The 15,163-nt window shown below is 40.6% G+C and carries 12 protein-coding genes; 7 read left to right on the top strand and 5 right to left on the bottom strand.

Going from position 1 to position 15,163, the window contains the following annotated elements:
* The first annotated feature begins 3 nt into the window (after positions 1-3).
* A complete protein-coding gene (locus ACWPW6_RS08845) occupies positions 4-2,016 on the top strand; it encodes a tRNA(Met) cytidine acetyltransferase TmcA (protein WP_250000421.1) in 2,013 nt (670 codons plus the stop codon).
* Here ACWPW6_RS08845 and ACWPW6_RS08850 read toward each other — a convergent pair.
* The gene (locus tag ACWPW6_RS08850; RefSeq protein ID WP_154624979.1) at positions 1,997-2,188 is read right to left on the bottom strand and encodes a YpfN family protein; all 192 of its coding nucleotides are present in this window, start codon (positions 2,186-2,188) and stop codon (positions 1,997-1,999) included. The two genes, ACWPW6_RS08845 and ACWPW6_RS08850, sit on opposite strands and share 20 nt — an antisense overlap.
* A gap of 179 nt (positions 2,189-2,367) precedes the next feature.
* On the opposite strand from ACWPW6_RS08850, the gene ACWPW6_RS08855 reads away from it, so the two are divergent.
* Positions 2,368-2,757 (top strand): DUF454 family protein, encoded by a 390-nt coding sequence (locus ACWPW6_RS08855; RefSeq protein ID WP_163863576.1) that lies wholly within the window; start codon positions 2,368-2,370, stop codon positions 2,755-2,757.
* A 43-nt stretch (positions 2,758-2,800) separates the two neighbouring features.
* On the opposite strand, the gene ACWPW6_RS08860 is transcribed toward ACWPW6_RS08855, so the two are convergent.
* The 4 genes from ACWPW6_RS08860 to ACWPW6_RS08875 form a co-directional block, all read right to left on the bottom strand.
* Positions 2,801-3,469, bottom strand: a complete 669-nt coding sequence (locus tag ACWPW6_RS08860; RefSeq protein ID WP_154624977.1) for a M15 family metallopeptidase — start codon at positions 3,467-3,469, stop codon at positions 2,801-2,803.
* Complete coding sequence (gene dapE, locus ACWPW6_RS08865; RefSeq protein WP_250000423.1) at positions 3,466-4,596, bottom strand: succinyl-diaminopimelate desuccinylase; 1,131 nt, start codon at positions 4,594-4,596, stop codon at positions 3,466-3,468. Before dapE ends, ACWPW6_RS08860 begins: the two co-directional genes overlap by 4 nt.
* Before the next feature lie 14 nt (positions 4,597-4,610).
* Entirely contained in the window at positions 4,611-4,976 is a 366-nt protein-coding gene (locus tag ACWPW6_RS08870) for an ArsC family reductase (protein ID WP_154624975.1), read from the bottom strand.
* A 167-nt stretch (positions 4,977-5,143) separates the two neighbouring features.
* Positions 5,144-5,764: a LuxR C-terminal-related transcriptional regulator gene (locus ACWPW6_RS08875; protein ID WP_250000425.1), complete on the bottom strand. Its 621-nt coding sequence runs from the start codon at positions 5,762-5,764 to the stop codon at positions 5,144-5,146.
* Positions 5,765-6,181: 417 nt separating this feature from the next.
* Here ACWPW6_RS08875 and maeB point away from each other — a divergent pair, with 417 nt between their 5' ends.
* The 5 genes from maeB (at position 6,182) to ACWPW6_RS08900 (ending at position 14,993) form a co-directional block, all read left to right on the top strand.
* Positions 6,182-8,461, top strand: coding sequence for an NADP-dependent oxaloacetate-decarboxylating malate dehydrogenase (maeB, locus tag ACWPW6_RS08880; RefSeq protein WP_154622254.1), 2,280 nt, complete (start codon positions 6,182-6,184; stop codon positions 8,459-8,461).
* 123 nt (positions 8,462-8,584) lie between these two features.
* The gene (locus ACWPW6_RS08885; protein WP_231131764.1) at positions 8,585-9,472 is read left to right on the top strand and encodes a ChaN family lipoprotein; all 888 of its coding nucleotides are present in this window, start codon (positions 8,585-8,587) and stop codon (positions 9,470-9,472) included.
* 126 nt (positions 9,473-9,598) lie between these two features.
* Complete coding sequence (locus ACWPW6_RS08890) at positions 9,599-10,396, top strand: energy transducer TonB (RefSeq protein WP_154623918.1); 798 nt, start codon at positions 9,599-9,601, stop codon at positions 10,394-10,396.
* A 20-nt stretch (positions 10,397-10,416) separates the two neighbouring features.
* A complete protein-coding gene (locus tag ACWPW6_RS08895) occupies positions 10,417-12,579 on the top strand; it encodes a S9 family peptidase (RefSeq protein WP_250000427.1) in 2,163 nt (720 codons plus the stop codon).
* Positions 12,580-12,737: 158 nt separating this feature from the next.
* Positions 12,738-14,993, top strand: coding sequence for a TonB-dependent receptor domain-containing protein (locus ACWPW6_RS08900; protein WP_250000429.1), 2,256 nt, complete (start codon positions 12,738-12,740; stop codon positions 14,991-14,993).
* The last annotated feature ends 170 nt before the right edge of the window (positions 14,994-15,163 follow it).

The raw sequence follows: 15,163 nt of genomic DNA on the forward strand, positions 1-15,163 counted from the left end.
GATATGAATGACTCACTTCCTGAAATATGTGCTCAATTAAGTGACTATGGCTATCGACGCTTACTGGTATTATCGGGTGAAAGCCAGTGGGTGGTTGAACGGTTGCAAGAGATCCAATCCACCATAAGTGGTGACTGGCTGACACTTTCATCAACCATGCCAAATGCTTTATCCGTCAAAAGTGCCCATTTATTATTAGGTCGAGAGTTTTTACATGCTGTTTTCGATGCCCGAGAAGGATTACACAGTGAAGCATTAGCCATGCTGGCAGGAACATTAAAAGCGGGCAGTTTATTGATTTTATGTACACCAGCGCAGCATATTTGGGCCGATACGCTAGATAGTGACAGTTTACGCTGGAATGAACAAAATGGCGCGATAGCAACGCCTAATTTTGTTCATCATCTACAACGAGTTATAAAATCACGCCCCGATGTCTTGCTGTGGCAACAGTATCGGCAACCCTATTTTTCGCGACTACCAGAACAAGCACATTGGCAAGCACCTTCAGGTGAAGCAACAGCGGCACAACAAATAGCATTAAACCAATTATTAGCAGCAACATCTGGGGTATGGGGAGTGATTGCCCCTAGAGGGCGTGGTAAATCCACTCTCGCGGGGATGCTGATACAAAAATGGCAAGGAAAATGTTGGTGTTGTGCACCCGCAAAGGTTGCTATACAAACCCTTGAAAAGTACGCTGGTGGCGCAGTGAGCTTTTTCTCGCCTGATGAGTTGCTACGTTATTGCCTGAAGGATGGCGAAATTGATGCAGACTGGTTAATTATTGATGAAGCTGCGGCGATCCCTAACTATATTTTGCGACAATTAGTCAGCTATTTTCCTCGAGTCTTATTAACGACCACAGTGGAGGGTTATGAAGGCACAGGTCGAGGCTTTATCAATAAATTCTGTAGCCATTTGGATAATTTTACATCACTTCATTTAGCGGCACCTATCCGTTGGGCAGAAAATGACCCTTTAGAAAATTGGCTTAACCAAGCATTACTGCTTGAGGAAACTGACATTAGCACAGAAACTCACTCGGTATGCTTAATCGAACAGACGACTCAACAACAGCTAGCGGACAACCCAGAACAGCTAAAAAACTTTTATGGACTCTTAACTAGCGCTCATTATCGAACATCCCCCCTTGACCTACGTCGCTTACTTGATGCCAGCCAGCAGCAATTTATGACAGCAAAATCATCGACTCAATTGGTCGGGGCATTATGGATGGTGGAAGAAGGGAGTTTAGACCATGCATTAAGTTGGCAGGTATGGGCTGGTTTGCGTCGTCCTCGCGGTAATTTGCTGGTGCAATCTCTTGCGGCGCACAGTTATTTTCCTGAAGCAGCACAAATGCGTTCCCAGCGTACTATGCGAATTGCTGTTGCTCCTGCCTATCGCCGGCAAAAAATAGGTTTACAACTACTTGCCGCACAAAAACACCTAGCCCTTGAGCAAGGAAGGGATTTTTTATCTGTGAGTTTTGGGCTGACCCCTGAATTATTAAGTTTTTGGCAGCAAGCGGGTTATCGATTAGTGCGTGTAGGCAGTCACCTTGAAGCGAGCAGTGGATGTTATACCGCAATGGCGATACTGCCGTTATCAGCACAGGCCTCACTGTTATGTGAACAAGCTGAACGGTGTTTATCAAAAGATCTGTTTTGGCGAAAAGACCTTAGTCATTTCAATTTGCCATTCTGTGAACAACAACATTTGAGTGACGAAGACTGGTTAGAACTCGTGGGTTTTGCTTTTTATCACAGAACACTTGAAGCTAGCAGTGCGGCGATACAGAGGTTACTGACTCAACACGAAGGTGGGTTGTTGTTATTGCGTTTCTATTTTCAATTACAATTATCGCTCGAAGAGATATGCCAGCAACTACAGCTAGCAGGACAAAAGGCTTGGTTAAAGCAAGCTCGGGCAGAATTGAAGCAATGCCTTCAACGTGACTACCCTGAGCTTGTGGAAATGGTAGCGCAAAAAACTAATCTTTCTTGTTTTTAGGCCAATCGTCCTCATCATCCCAAAGATGGTTGTTATCTTTATGTGGCGGTATCTCTGGTTTATTATCAAGAAATTTTTTATGATCAAACCGCATCATCTCTTTGATAGCGTTCCAGATGATGCCGACTAAAATCAGTAGGACTACCCACCAATAATCTGCTAACCAATGCATATGTAGCCTTCTATACTTGCCAATATGAGGTTACTAAAAAGGTGGAAGAAAAGTGAACACTTTTACTGGCACACATTTAGCATCACATTAAAGTTTGAAATTCGATAGGGTATTTTCCTTATCGATCATTCAGTTTATTTAACCATGTTTTCGGTGCGGTTGGGAGAGCCATTTTGAACATAACAAAAGGATTTTTAATTTTATTAGGTTGGCTCGCGGTAATACTCGCCTTTTTAGGCGTTGTATTGCCGGTATTGCCAACAACGCCATTTTTACTCTTAGCCGCATGGTGTTTTTCTCGCTCATCACCGCGTTTTCATCACTGGTTACTCTATCGCTCTTGGTTTGGTGGATATATTCGGCATTGGCAAACCTATAAAGGCCTACCAAAAGGTGCTAAACCTAAAGCAATGGTAGTGATATTGGTGACATTTATGATATCGATTTGGGTTGTTAACTTTTGGTGGTTAAAACTCGGACTATTTATTTTGTTATGTTGGTTACTCTTTTTTATGTATCGCTTACCTGTGATTGATAAACCAATCCCGAGTAAAAATGAATTGCCATGATTGCGTTATAAAAAAGCACCAAATTGCTTGGTGCTTTTTGGGTTTATTCCGCTATTTTAATATAGCGATTAAAAACGTACTCTAAATTGGCTAATAACCAATCGTGACCCAAAATATCTTCTTGTTGCAAAACAGTTTTGATGACTTCAGGTGTTAACAGTTGTTCAGCCTCATGTGACAACGGCCAATAACTAATATGCCAAGGCTCATAAGCAACACCGGCATCTTTGGCGGTAAAAGGGCGGTAGAAATCGTAGGTGGCCATATTGTCACTCAACCATTGATTCAGTTCAGCAAAATAACCGCCTGATTCGTATTCCCAAGGTTCAAGTTGCAGTGACTGCCCCGCGGGAAGGCGTAAAGGGTCATAAACATCGATTTCAGTTCCCCAGTGATGCCGACTTGCTCCGGGCAGGGCGGACCAATGTAAAATTGCCTCACATAACTCGCCTTCCGTTAACAACGTAATGTCTAATGGCTGGCTCTGTTTATCAAGTACAGGGCGTTTCCCTGAGAATTTCTCATTCCAAATCAGTTGCTGGCGAGAAAAATCACGAAATGCACTCGCAGACTGGAGTTTAAAGCCTGCTCTTGCCGCGGCTTGTTGCATGGCTAAAAATGCTTTGGTCGCATTAAACTGAAGGCGATGAGGACCACCTAATGTGACGAGATGCTCCGTTGAACGACCTGTTAGCATTTCAATCGAAATCATAATAGCAATAGCTCCATAATTCGCTCATAGATTAAAGCGAGTTGTTGCAAATCACTGACCTTGACACACTCGTCAACCTTATGAATAGTTGCATTTAATGGACCTAACTCAATGACTTGAGCCCCCATTTGCGCAATGAAACGGCCATCAGATGTTCCCCCGCTAGTCGATAACTCAGTCGTTCGACCGGTTAATTCACGGATAGCTTGGGTCGTCGCATCAACTAAATGACCTGAGCGTGTCAAAAAAGGTTGACCTGATAATGACCAAACCAACTCATATTTTAGCTGGTGGCGAGCAAGCATCTCTTCAACACGTTCTTTGATCATTTTATCCGTTAATTCCGAACCGAATCGGAAATTAAATTGGACAAAAAACTCACCAGGAATAACGTTGGTTGCGCCTGTTCCTGCTTGTACGTTAGCTATTTGCATGCTGGTTTCAGGGAAAAATTCATTTCCTTGATCCCACTGTGTCGAAACGAGTTCATCTAAAAAACGGGTCGCACGATGGACTGGATTATCGGCAAGATGGGGGTAAGCGACATGTCCTTGCGTGCCTAAAATGGTTAAATGAGCGGTCAATGAGCCACGTCGACCATTTTTAACGGTATCACCAAGTTGCGATTGACTAGAAGGCTCACCCACCAAGCAATAATCTAAACGCTCATTGCGCTGCATTAGTGTTTCAACAACTTTGACCGTACCATTGGTTGCTTTAGCTTCTTCATCGGAAGTGATCAAAAAAGCCAACCGACCACGGTGGTTAGGATGTTTTTCGACAAAGCGTTCAGCAGCCACAATCATTGCGGCTACGGAGCCTTTCATATCAGCAGCACCGCGTCCATATAGATGCTGATTAATAATCGTCGGTGTAAAAGGCGGTGTTTGCCATTTAGCAGGATCGCCAGCAGGCACCACATCAGTATGCCCCGCAAAAGCTAAGGTTTCACCATCTGTACCATGATGTGCCCAGAAATTTTGGGTATCACCGAAGGGCATATCTTCCACCACGAAGCCTTTCTTTTTTAATCGTTCGATTAATAAAGCTTGGCAGCCTTGATCATCAGGACTAATTGATGGGCGAGAAATGAGTGCTTGAGCAAGTTGTATAACAGGACAATCCATCGTAGCTCTCCAGCTTATTGGGTAAACTGTTGGTATTCAGCAGCAGAAAAGCCGACAAGATAACGCTTATCTGCTGATACAAGAATGGGTCGTTTGATCATTGCGGGTTCTGCCAACAAGACTTGCTTAGCACTTTCAGCATCGACAACGGCATTTTTTTCCTCGTCGCTAAGTTTACGCCAAGTTGTCCCTCTTTTGTTGACTAAGACTTCCCAACCCAGTTCTGCGATGAAAGAGGAGAGTAAGGCATCATCAATTCCATCAACGCGATAATCATGAAATTGGTAACTAATATCATTGTCTTCCAAGTAGCGGCGAGCTTTTTTGATCGTGTCACAATTTTTGATGCCATACATGATGTAAGAGGAAGTGTTGGACATGAGGTTTTCCTTTGATAACTAACAGTTAGTTGTACATGATGCGTGAAAATGACATTATGATCTACCCCTTATCACCAGAAAGAAAAGTTAATCTATTGATTAAATAAAAAAGTGACAATCCAGTTTTATCTATTTTTTAGTGAAGCGATAAACAATTTGAAAGTTTATTATTTAGAGCGCATATATATTAAGCTGGCTTCTAAACGAGAACGTACATTTAATTTTTTTAGTAAATTACGGATATGCACTTTCACCGTTTCTTCCGAGATAAAAAGTAATTTCGATATTTCTCTATTTTTTAGTCCCGCGGCTATTTCATGTAGTATTTCACGCTCTCGGCGCGTTAACGATGACATAGGATCATGCAGCCGATGACGGTTGCTCAGGCACTGATACACTTTTTCACTAAACACATGATGACCCGCAGCCGCTTTACGCATGCTGTTCATGAGCATATCAAGGTCACTATTTTTGAGTAAGTAACCTTGTGCTCCAGAATCTATTGCGCTATAGACATCTGTTTTAGATGAAGAAAATGATAGAACGAGCAGGTAGGATTTCAGGCAGTATTTGCGTAATGACCTGATCGTTTCGAATGTTTTAATACCATAGATGTTGGTGTCAATAAGAATGATATTAGGTTGTATTTCCTCCGCAATATGTAGTGCTTCAGAGCAATTACAGCTTTCTGCTGTGACATGAAAATCTTCATCTGCGTTGATTAATTGTCGTAAACCATAGCGATAAATCGGATGTTCATCAATGATCATAACGGTTTGGGAAGACATAGTGGATTCCTTTTATGCCTATACTGACAGTATGAAGTTAGTAAATAATGAATATAAAATTAATGTTTATAATATAGGGTCACTTTATTTTTTTATCATTTTTGTGTTTTATTAATATACGATTTTTTATATTAATGGATGTAGTTAAAATAGAAGTACAGATATTTAAAAACAGACGGAACATAAAAAATAATAACGTGATTTTTACATGATTAAAATTATCAAGGATAATTATATCTATATAGAATTATTATTTGGATTAGCAGGGAAAGGGCGCAGTAAATTGTACTGAATCGTCTCATGCAATACTGTAAGCAAAAGAATTTTCTGGAAATTGTCGCCAAGATCATGATTTGCTTGCCTGATATGTTTATACTGTCACTGCTTTTACCCTACCTACTTTGAAAGGACTTGATGATGGATGATAAATTAAAACAAAGTGCTCTTGATTTTCATGAGTTTCCTCATCCAGGAAAAATAACTGTAACACCGACCAAACCATTGGTAACTCAGCGCGATTTGGCTCTTGCATATTCACCAGGCGTTGCAGTCCCATGCCTTGAAATCGCTTCTGAACCACTTAAAGCGTATCGCTATACTGCAAAAGGGAATCTTGTCGGTGTGATCTCGAACGGTACCGCCGTTTTGGGATTAGGTAATATTGGAGCCTTGGCGGGTAAACCCGTGATGGAAGGGAAAGGGGTGCTATTTAAGAAGTTTTCTGGCGTTGATGTCTTTGACATCGAAGTTGATGAAACAGATCCGGATAAACTTGTTGATATCATTGCCTCTCTAGAGCCTACTTTTGGTGGTATCAACTTAGAAGATATCAAAGCGCCGGAATGTTTCTATATCGAACAGAAACTACGTGAAAGAATGAACATTCCTGTATTCCATGATGATCAACATGGTACCGCGATCATCTGTACAGCGGCGGTGATTAACGGATTACGTATCGTTAAAAAGGATATCGGTGATGTACGCTTAGTTGTTTCTGGGGCAGGTGCCGCATCCATTGCTTGTATGAACCTATTGGTGACATTAGGTTTAAAACATGAAAATATCACGGTATGTGACTCGAAAGGAGTCATTTACAAAGGCCGTGATGAGAAAATGGATGTCACAAAAGCCGCGTATGCAATTGAAGACAATGGCACAAGAACGTTGGCTGATGTGATCCCAAATGCGGATATTTTCCTTGGCTGTTCTGGCCCTGGGGTATTAACTCAAGACATGGTAAAAACCATGGCGAAAGACCCTCTTATTTTAGCGCTTGCTAACCCTGAGCCAGAAATTTTACCGCCATTAGCCAAAGAAGTACGCCCAGACGCTATTATCTGTACTGGTCGTTCAGACTATCCAAACCAAGTGAATAACGTGCTGTGTTTCCCATTCATTTTCCGTGGCGCACTCGATGTTGGTGCAACAACGATTAATGAAGAGATGAAACTCGCTTGTGTTTATGCAATTGCCGATTTGGCATTAGCGGAACAAAGTGAAGAAGTGGCTTCTGCTTATGGAAACCAAGACCTATTCTTTGGCCCTGAATATATTATTCCAAAACCGTTTGACCCACGATTGATTGTGAAAATTGCACCAGCAGTTGCAAAAGCGGCAATGGATTCAGGGGTAGCAACACGTCCTATTGCAGATTTTGATGCTTATATTGAAAAACTCAATCAGTTTGTCTACAAAACAAACTTGTTTATGAAGCCAATTTTCTCACAAGCAAAAACACAGAAAAAACGTATTGTGTTGGCGGAAGGGGAAGAGGAGCGTGTATTACATGCGACGCAAGAATTGGTTTCTCTTGGTTTAGCATTCCCAATCCTAATTGGTCGCCCAAGCGTCATTGAAATGCGTATTCAAAAATTGGGTCTGCACATTGAGCTTGGTAAAGACTTTGAAGTGGTCAATAATGAAAATGACCCACGTTTCAAAGAGTACTGGCAAGAATACTATCAAATCATGAAACGCCGAGGTGTTTCACAGGAGATGGCTCGCCGCGCCGTAATTGGTAATCCGACCTTAATCGGAGGCATCATGGTGCTGCGTGGTGAAGCTGACGGCATGATTTGTGGCACCATTGGCAGCTATAGTGAGCACTACAGTGTTGTGAAAAATCTGTTTGGTTTCCGTGAAGGGGTTCATGCCGCGGGTGCGATGAATGCGCTGTTACTACCAACCGGAAATACATTCGTTGCAGATACTTACGTCAATGAAGATCCAACACCTGAAGAGCTTGCAGAAATCACATTAATGGCAGCAGACACTGTGCGTCGTTTTGGTATTGAACCTAAAGTGGCACTCCTATCTCGCTCAAGTTTCGGTTCATCTGACTGTGCGTCAGCACAAAAAATGCGTGATACGTTAGCACTTGTTAAAGCTCGAGCACCACATCTGGAAATTGATGGTGAAATGCACGCTGATGCGGCATTAATTGAATCAATTCGTAAAGATGTTATGCCGGATAGTCCATTAAAAGGCTCTGCAAACTTACTGATTATGCCAAATATGGAAGCGGCACGTATTAGTTATAACTTATTGCGTGTGACGAGTTCAGACGGTGTGACTGTCGGGCCTGTATTGATGGGGGTTTCCAAACCTGTCCATATATTGACTGCGATAGCTTCCGTGCGTCGTATTGTGAATATGGTGGCATTAGCTGCTGTTGAAGCACAGACTCACCCCCTGTAATTTGATTTAATCTTGAAAGACCTCTGAGTTTTTAAATTCAGAGGTCTTTTTTAATTGAAAATAATTATCATTATCTGTATTTTGAGTGGTTCTATACACAATTATTAATAGATGGAAAAGATAATGATATCAGTAAGATTGAAGGTAAAATCCTCCCTTATCGCGATGGCATTACTGCTTGTTGCAGGTTGTGCGCAGCAAGTCGAACAAAAACCTTTAGAGCTTGATAGCCGATTGACAGGGCAAGGGCAAATCATTGATCTACAAACGGGGCAATCCATCACACCTCAGCAACTTATTGAACAACTATCGCAATCATCGCGCGTTATTGTTGGCGAAAAGCATGACAATCTGTATCACCATCAAATCGAGCAGTGGCTCGCACAGGAAATGCATAAAACACGTCCACAAGGATCTGTTTTGCTTGAAATGATTAAGCCGGATCAACAAAAGAGTGTGGATGCCGTTAAGGCACAAATGCAGGGGAATCCCTACATTCGGGATGAAAAGCTTCAATCAAAACTAAAATGGCAAAAAGGTTGGCCATGGGAGCAGTACGGTGAGTTAACGAAATATTTACTTAAAGCGCCTTACCCTGTGCTTTCGGCTAACTTAAATACTGAGGAAATCACAGAAGCTTATGAAAAACCTCCCGTTCTTAATGGTGTCTACTCAACTCAACCCGTTGTCCAAGAGTTGATTAGTAAAACGATTGAAACATCTCATGATGGTGCATTAACGCCAGAGCAAGTGCAAAAGATGACGGTTATTCAACAAATGCGTGACCGCAGGATGGCAAAATCATTATTACAAGCACCAACGCCAGCAATGTTATTTGCAGGTGGGTATCATGCTACACGCGCGATCGGTGTTCCATTGCATGTACAAGATCTCGCACCAGACGCTGAATTTAAGGTGTTAATCATTTCTGAAAAAGACAATGCCATTGATAACATTCATGCCGATTATGTTTGGTATACACCAAACCAAAATAAAGTGGATGCAAAGTAACCATTTGATAACTATTAGTAATGTATTTGTGATGCTTTTACCATTTTAACTTGAAATAGTTTTCATTTGCATATGTAATTAATTATCATTTAGGTTTTAGGCATAGCAAAAATAAATAAGATTAAAATGGGCACGATGACATTAGGGTACTACCAAACCACCAAAATGAGTGGGGCGGTGATTATTGCGATTGCATTACATCTTTTAGTGATTTGGTTTTTTATCCACAGCAATGATGACCAAGCATGGGATGAGCTAACGCCACCTCCATCCGTTGTGATGGAGCTTTCCATAGAAGCGGAAGCTAAACAGTTAACGGAGGTGAATATCGGTCAAGTTCAGGAGGTTTCGGTGGCAAGTAAAGCACAAGAGGCTACGCCTGATGAACTTGACCTTCCTCCTATTCCGGTGAATGAGAATGCAGAACTGCAAGTCACAAAAGCGGAAAAGAGAAAAGCACCAACAGTTCCTAAAAAAGAAAAAAAAGAACCTAAGAAAAAGCCCGTTGAAAACGTCGAAAGTGATAATTCAAAAGCAAGTAATGCCCCTGTAACCAGTGATGCAGCGGCGCTAAAAAAGACGGACAAAATAGCAGCTGACTTCAATAGTCAATCACAAGCGACGCTTGATGCTGAAAAACAGTGGCAAGCGCTAGTGTTAGGTAAATTAAATACGTTTAAACGCTATCCTGAAGATGCCCGCCGACGTAACCGAACAGGCATTCCTGTCGTGACGTTCGAAGTGGATGCACAAGGCTATATCATTCATAGTTCGTTGACGAAAAGTTCAGGAACTCGCTCTCTCGATAGGGAAGCGGAAAGAGTTCTTTCTCGCGCACAGCCTCTCCCCACACCACCGACTGAAATGCTAAAGAACGGCAAAGTGACAGTAAAAATGCCGATAGACTTTGCACTTGAAAATTAATGGTCAATTAGAGTAACAAAATGATTATACGAACAAATTTATTGCCAGCATCAACTCGAATCGCTAAATTTTGTCTAATAGCACTTATTGGACTACAAACCAGTCATAGCCTTGCGGAGGAATTCATGTCAGCACCAAAGGCGAAAAAACAACCTTATACGATGACAACACACGGTGATGTACGTGTTGATGATTATTATTGGTTAAGAGATGATAAAAGAAAGTCACCAGATGTCATTGATTATCTTGAAAAAGAAAATGCGTATAGTCAGCAGCAATTAGCGCAGGGTGAAGGGCTTAAAAAACAAATTTATGAGGAATTACTTTCGCGTATGAAAGCGGATGATGAGTCGGTTCCTTATAATTATAATGGGTATACCTATCGTAGCCGCTTTGAAGCGGGCAATAATTATCCTATCTATGAACGTCGTCCTGTTAATAGCCATGAACCTTGGCAGGTACTTGTCGATGGCAACCAGCGCGCAGAAGGGAGTGAGTATTATCGTTTAGGCACCCTGACGGTTTCGCCGGATAACAAACACATCGCGATTGCAGAAGATAGAGAAGGTCGTAACAACTATAGTATCTCTTTTCGTTCTTTAGATAGCCAAGAGTGGCAGAATGCTGAACTGACGAATACATCGGGTAATATTGTTTGGGCAAATGACAACAACACATTATTTTATGTCAATAAAGATCCGCAAACCCTCTTACCGTACCAAGTTTTTTACCATCAAGTTGGAACACAACAGCAGCAAGATGTGATGGTATATGAAGAAAAAGATGATACTTTTTATGTCAGCTTGTCTAAATCGACATCAAAAAATTATATTTTTATTGGTATCACAAGTACCGAGACTGCTGAGTATCGTTTACTCGATGCAAATCAGCCACGTAAACAAGTTGAAGTCTTTCAAACACGTAAAACAGGGGTTGAGTATTACCCAGATCATTTCCGTGATCAGTTTTACATACGCTCTAATCATCAGAATCCATTATTTGGCCTGTACTCAGCAAAGCACATTGGTGACGATTGGAATACTGTGGTTGCCCCTCGCGATGACATTGACCTAGAAGGCTTTGAGTTATTCAACCAATGGTTGGTACTGGAAGAACGACAAAATGGTTTAGTGAATATTCGTCAAATCAATTGGCAAACCAAAGCAGAAAATTTTGTGAGCTTTGATGACCCTGCCTATATGGCATGGATTGGCAACAATCCAGAGCCTGATACCCACAAATTGCGTTATGGTTATTCGTCAATGACGACACCATCTTCTGTTTATGAAATAGATATGCAGACGCAACAAAAGCAGCTATTGAAACAACAAGAAGTCAAAGACTTTGATAAATCGAAATATCAAAGCCAACGCCTATGGGTAACTGCCCAAGATGGTGTGAAGGTACCTGTGTCATTAGTGTATCGCAAAGATCTGTTTAAAGAAGCACAAAATCCATTATTAGTTTATGGCTATGGGGCTTATGGTTACAGTATTGACCCTTCATTCAGCTCCTCTCGTTTATCTTTATTAGACCGAGGTTTTGTCTATGCGATTGCTCATGTTCGCGGGGGGGGTGAGTTAGGGAAAAAATGGTATTTACAAGGAAAAACCATTAATAAAATGAACTCATTTACTGATTTTGTTGATGTAACAAAATCATTGATTAGTCAGGGCTATGGTCAACCAGGGCATATTTATGCCATGGGAGGCAGTGCAGGTGGGTTATTGATGGGAACGGTTGTCAATATTGCGCCTGAATTATATGAAGGTGTTGTCGCTTCAGTGCCTTTTGTTGATGTGGTGACTACGATGCTAGACCCCTCAATTCCATTAACAACTGGGGAATATGATGAATGGGGTAACCCTGAAAATGAAGAGGCGTATTGGCGAATCAAAGCCTATAGCCCGTATGATAATATCAAAAAGCAAAAATATCCCCATATGCTAGTGACAACGGGTTTACATGATTCTCAAGTGCAATACTGGGAACCAGCGAAATGGGTCGCTAAATTACGCGAATATAAATTAGGTGATTCACTATTATTATTAGAGACCAATATGAATGCAGGCCATGGAGGTAAATCAGGTCGTTATAACGCATTGAATGATATTGCTCTTGATTATAGTTTTATTTTAATGCTAGAAGATAAAAAACAATATTTCCCGCAATTAAAAAATTAATATACTAATAACCCATTATTAAATGGGTAATTAAAAGCAACAGTTAGGTTATAGCCTCTTTACTATAACCTGATTGTTGTGCCAAAAATTTCAATACGAAATTTTCTTTTGAAGCAAGTGAGCGCATGTTTAATTATTGCGTTTACAGGAATGGTTTAATGAATAACAAATTAAAACTACTAGGAGCCGGGTTATTATATACAGGGCTTTATGGAATTGCTTTAGCAGAAGACACACAGCGACAAAATAATAAAGACATCATAAACTTTAGTAAGTTAAAGGTTTCAGGTGCACAAACACAAACACCATTGGTTAAGGCTTTAGAACGACCAGGAGCATATAGCGCTGTTGGTACGGAGAATAAACTAGAAGGATTAGATAAAATTATTCGAACAATGCCAGGGACTTATACTCAAATGGATGCAAGTCAAGGTACTGTAAACGTGAATATTCGCGGCTTAAGTGGTTTTGGTCGCGTTAATATGATGGTTGATGGTGTTACCCAAACTTATTATGGTATTTCACCGAGTAATTATACTCACGGTCAGCAACCTAATAATGATTTTGGTGCGTTAATTGATCCGAATTTTATCGTTGAAGTTGAGGTTGAAAAAGGTCAATTAAATGGGGGGAACAGTGTTAATGCTCTTGCAGGGAGTGCCAATTTTAGAACAATTGGCATTGATGATGTGATATTCGATAAGCAGTTATATGGCGTAAGAAGTAAGGCGCGTTGGGGAGATAATGGCTTAGGTTATAACGGAATGGTTGCCGTTGCAGGAAAAACATTAACGAATTCAGATAATGGGTATTTTGGGGGATTGATGGCGGTCAGTGGACATAATATCCCTAGTTCCTATAAAAATGGTGCGGGTTATAATAGTGATGATTTTGCAACGGATAACACCTTTAAACAAAAGCCACAATCACAATTAGCTAAGTTAAAATATAAACCTAATGATAGCCATGAAATAGAGCTCAGTGGTCGTTTCTATCAAAATAAATTAACGCGTCGTAAAATAGATAGTGAAGATTATTATATTAAATATAAATATACGCCACTTAATGAGCTAATTGATACTGAATTAATGATTAACTATGGTAATAGTAATCAAAAATTTAGCGGTGATTCATTAGGGTGGGCTTTACGACAAGGAGAATCTAAAAATATTTCCGAAGGTATTAATTTATCCAATACTAGCCGTTTTTCGTATGGTGATATGGATTATGAATGGCAAATTGGCTCTAAGTTGATGAAAAACAAATATGAGCGAAATGTCTCTAGTGCGGTTAATAAGGATACCTTGATTTATAATGCATTCTCACCAAGTGGGACATTAGATCTATCCAGCCTTTATACGCAATTTAACGTCAAATATGATATTTACAGCGCATCATTGAATTTAAATTACATGCACTATCAATTAAAAGGATTTAAACCTGCTTGTGACGATGATGTGAAATGTTTTCCTCAAGGAGATGCTTCAATCGATTTACGTGAAGGGGGATTCAATCCAGGCGTGCTACTCTCAGCTGAAATTATCCCAGAGTTTCAGCCTTTTGTGAGTTATTCTCATTCGATGCGCGCGCCTAATTCACAGGAAGTCTTTTTTTCTCAAAATGGCGGTAATTCGATGAACCCGTTTTTAAAAGGGGAAAAAGCACAAACATGGCAAATAGGCTTTAATAGCGTCAAACCTGATTTAATTGTACAAGGTGACCAGTTCAATATGAAAGCACTCTGGTTCAATACAAAAGTGAAAGATTACATCACGAGTAAACCTTATTTGCTATGTCGACCAAGAACAGAAGCTGAATTTGCATGGTGTTTAATGAACGACGATGTCTGGGATAAAGAGTTTCCTGATTTTATGCAGAAAAGTTATATCTATATGAATGATCCAAGAAACGTTAATTTACGTGGTTATGAACTGCAAGCTAATTACGATGCAGGGGTCTTCTATTCAACATTGTCTTACACCAAAGAAACCAGTGCTCAGCCTGTCTCAATTGCCAGTGTTGCTGACTTCAGTGCAGGTGATCTGACTGAGTTACCTGATTATTATTTGACGCTGGATAGTGGCGTTAGGCTATTCGATGAAACATTGAAATTAGGTTCGACTATTACAGTAACAGGACCTGCTAAGCGGATCGGTGTGGAATCGCTGGTCGACAATAATGGTGATGCATTTAAAGATAAATATGAAAAGCAACCTACCATTATTGATCTTTATGCTGATTATAAAATCAATAAAAATGTCAAATTGATGTTCTCGGTGAATAATGTGACGAATGAGACGTATTCGGATGCCTTAAATCGTTCAAACTCTACCGCTATTATGGAAGAACGCGGGAAGAATAATGCCACTGCAAGAGGGCGTTCCTATATGCTTGGGGGAGAAGTTCGTTTCTAACTTAATTATTGGGGTATCTAGATTAGATACCCCTTAAGACCCTTGATAGCGGTATGAGGCCTATCTCGCGGGTTAAAGGCTATTAATCCTCAAAAATCAGTCTATTATTTTCTGTTGATACGGGCCAATAGGACTCCTGCATTGGCTCGCCATTTTAAAACTGTCTGATC

Source organism: Providencia sp. Marseille-Q8014, from assembly GCF_965112055.1.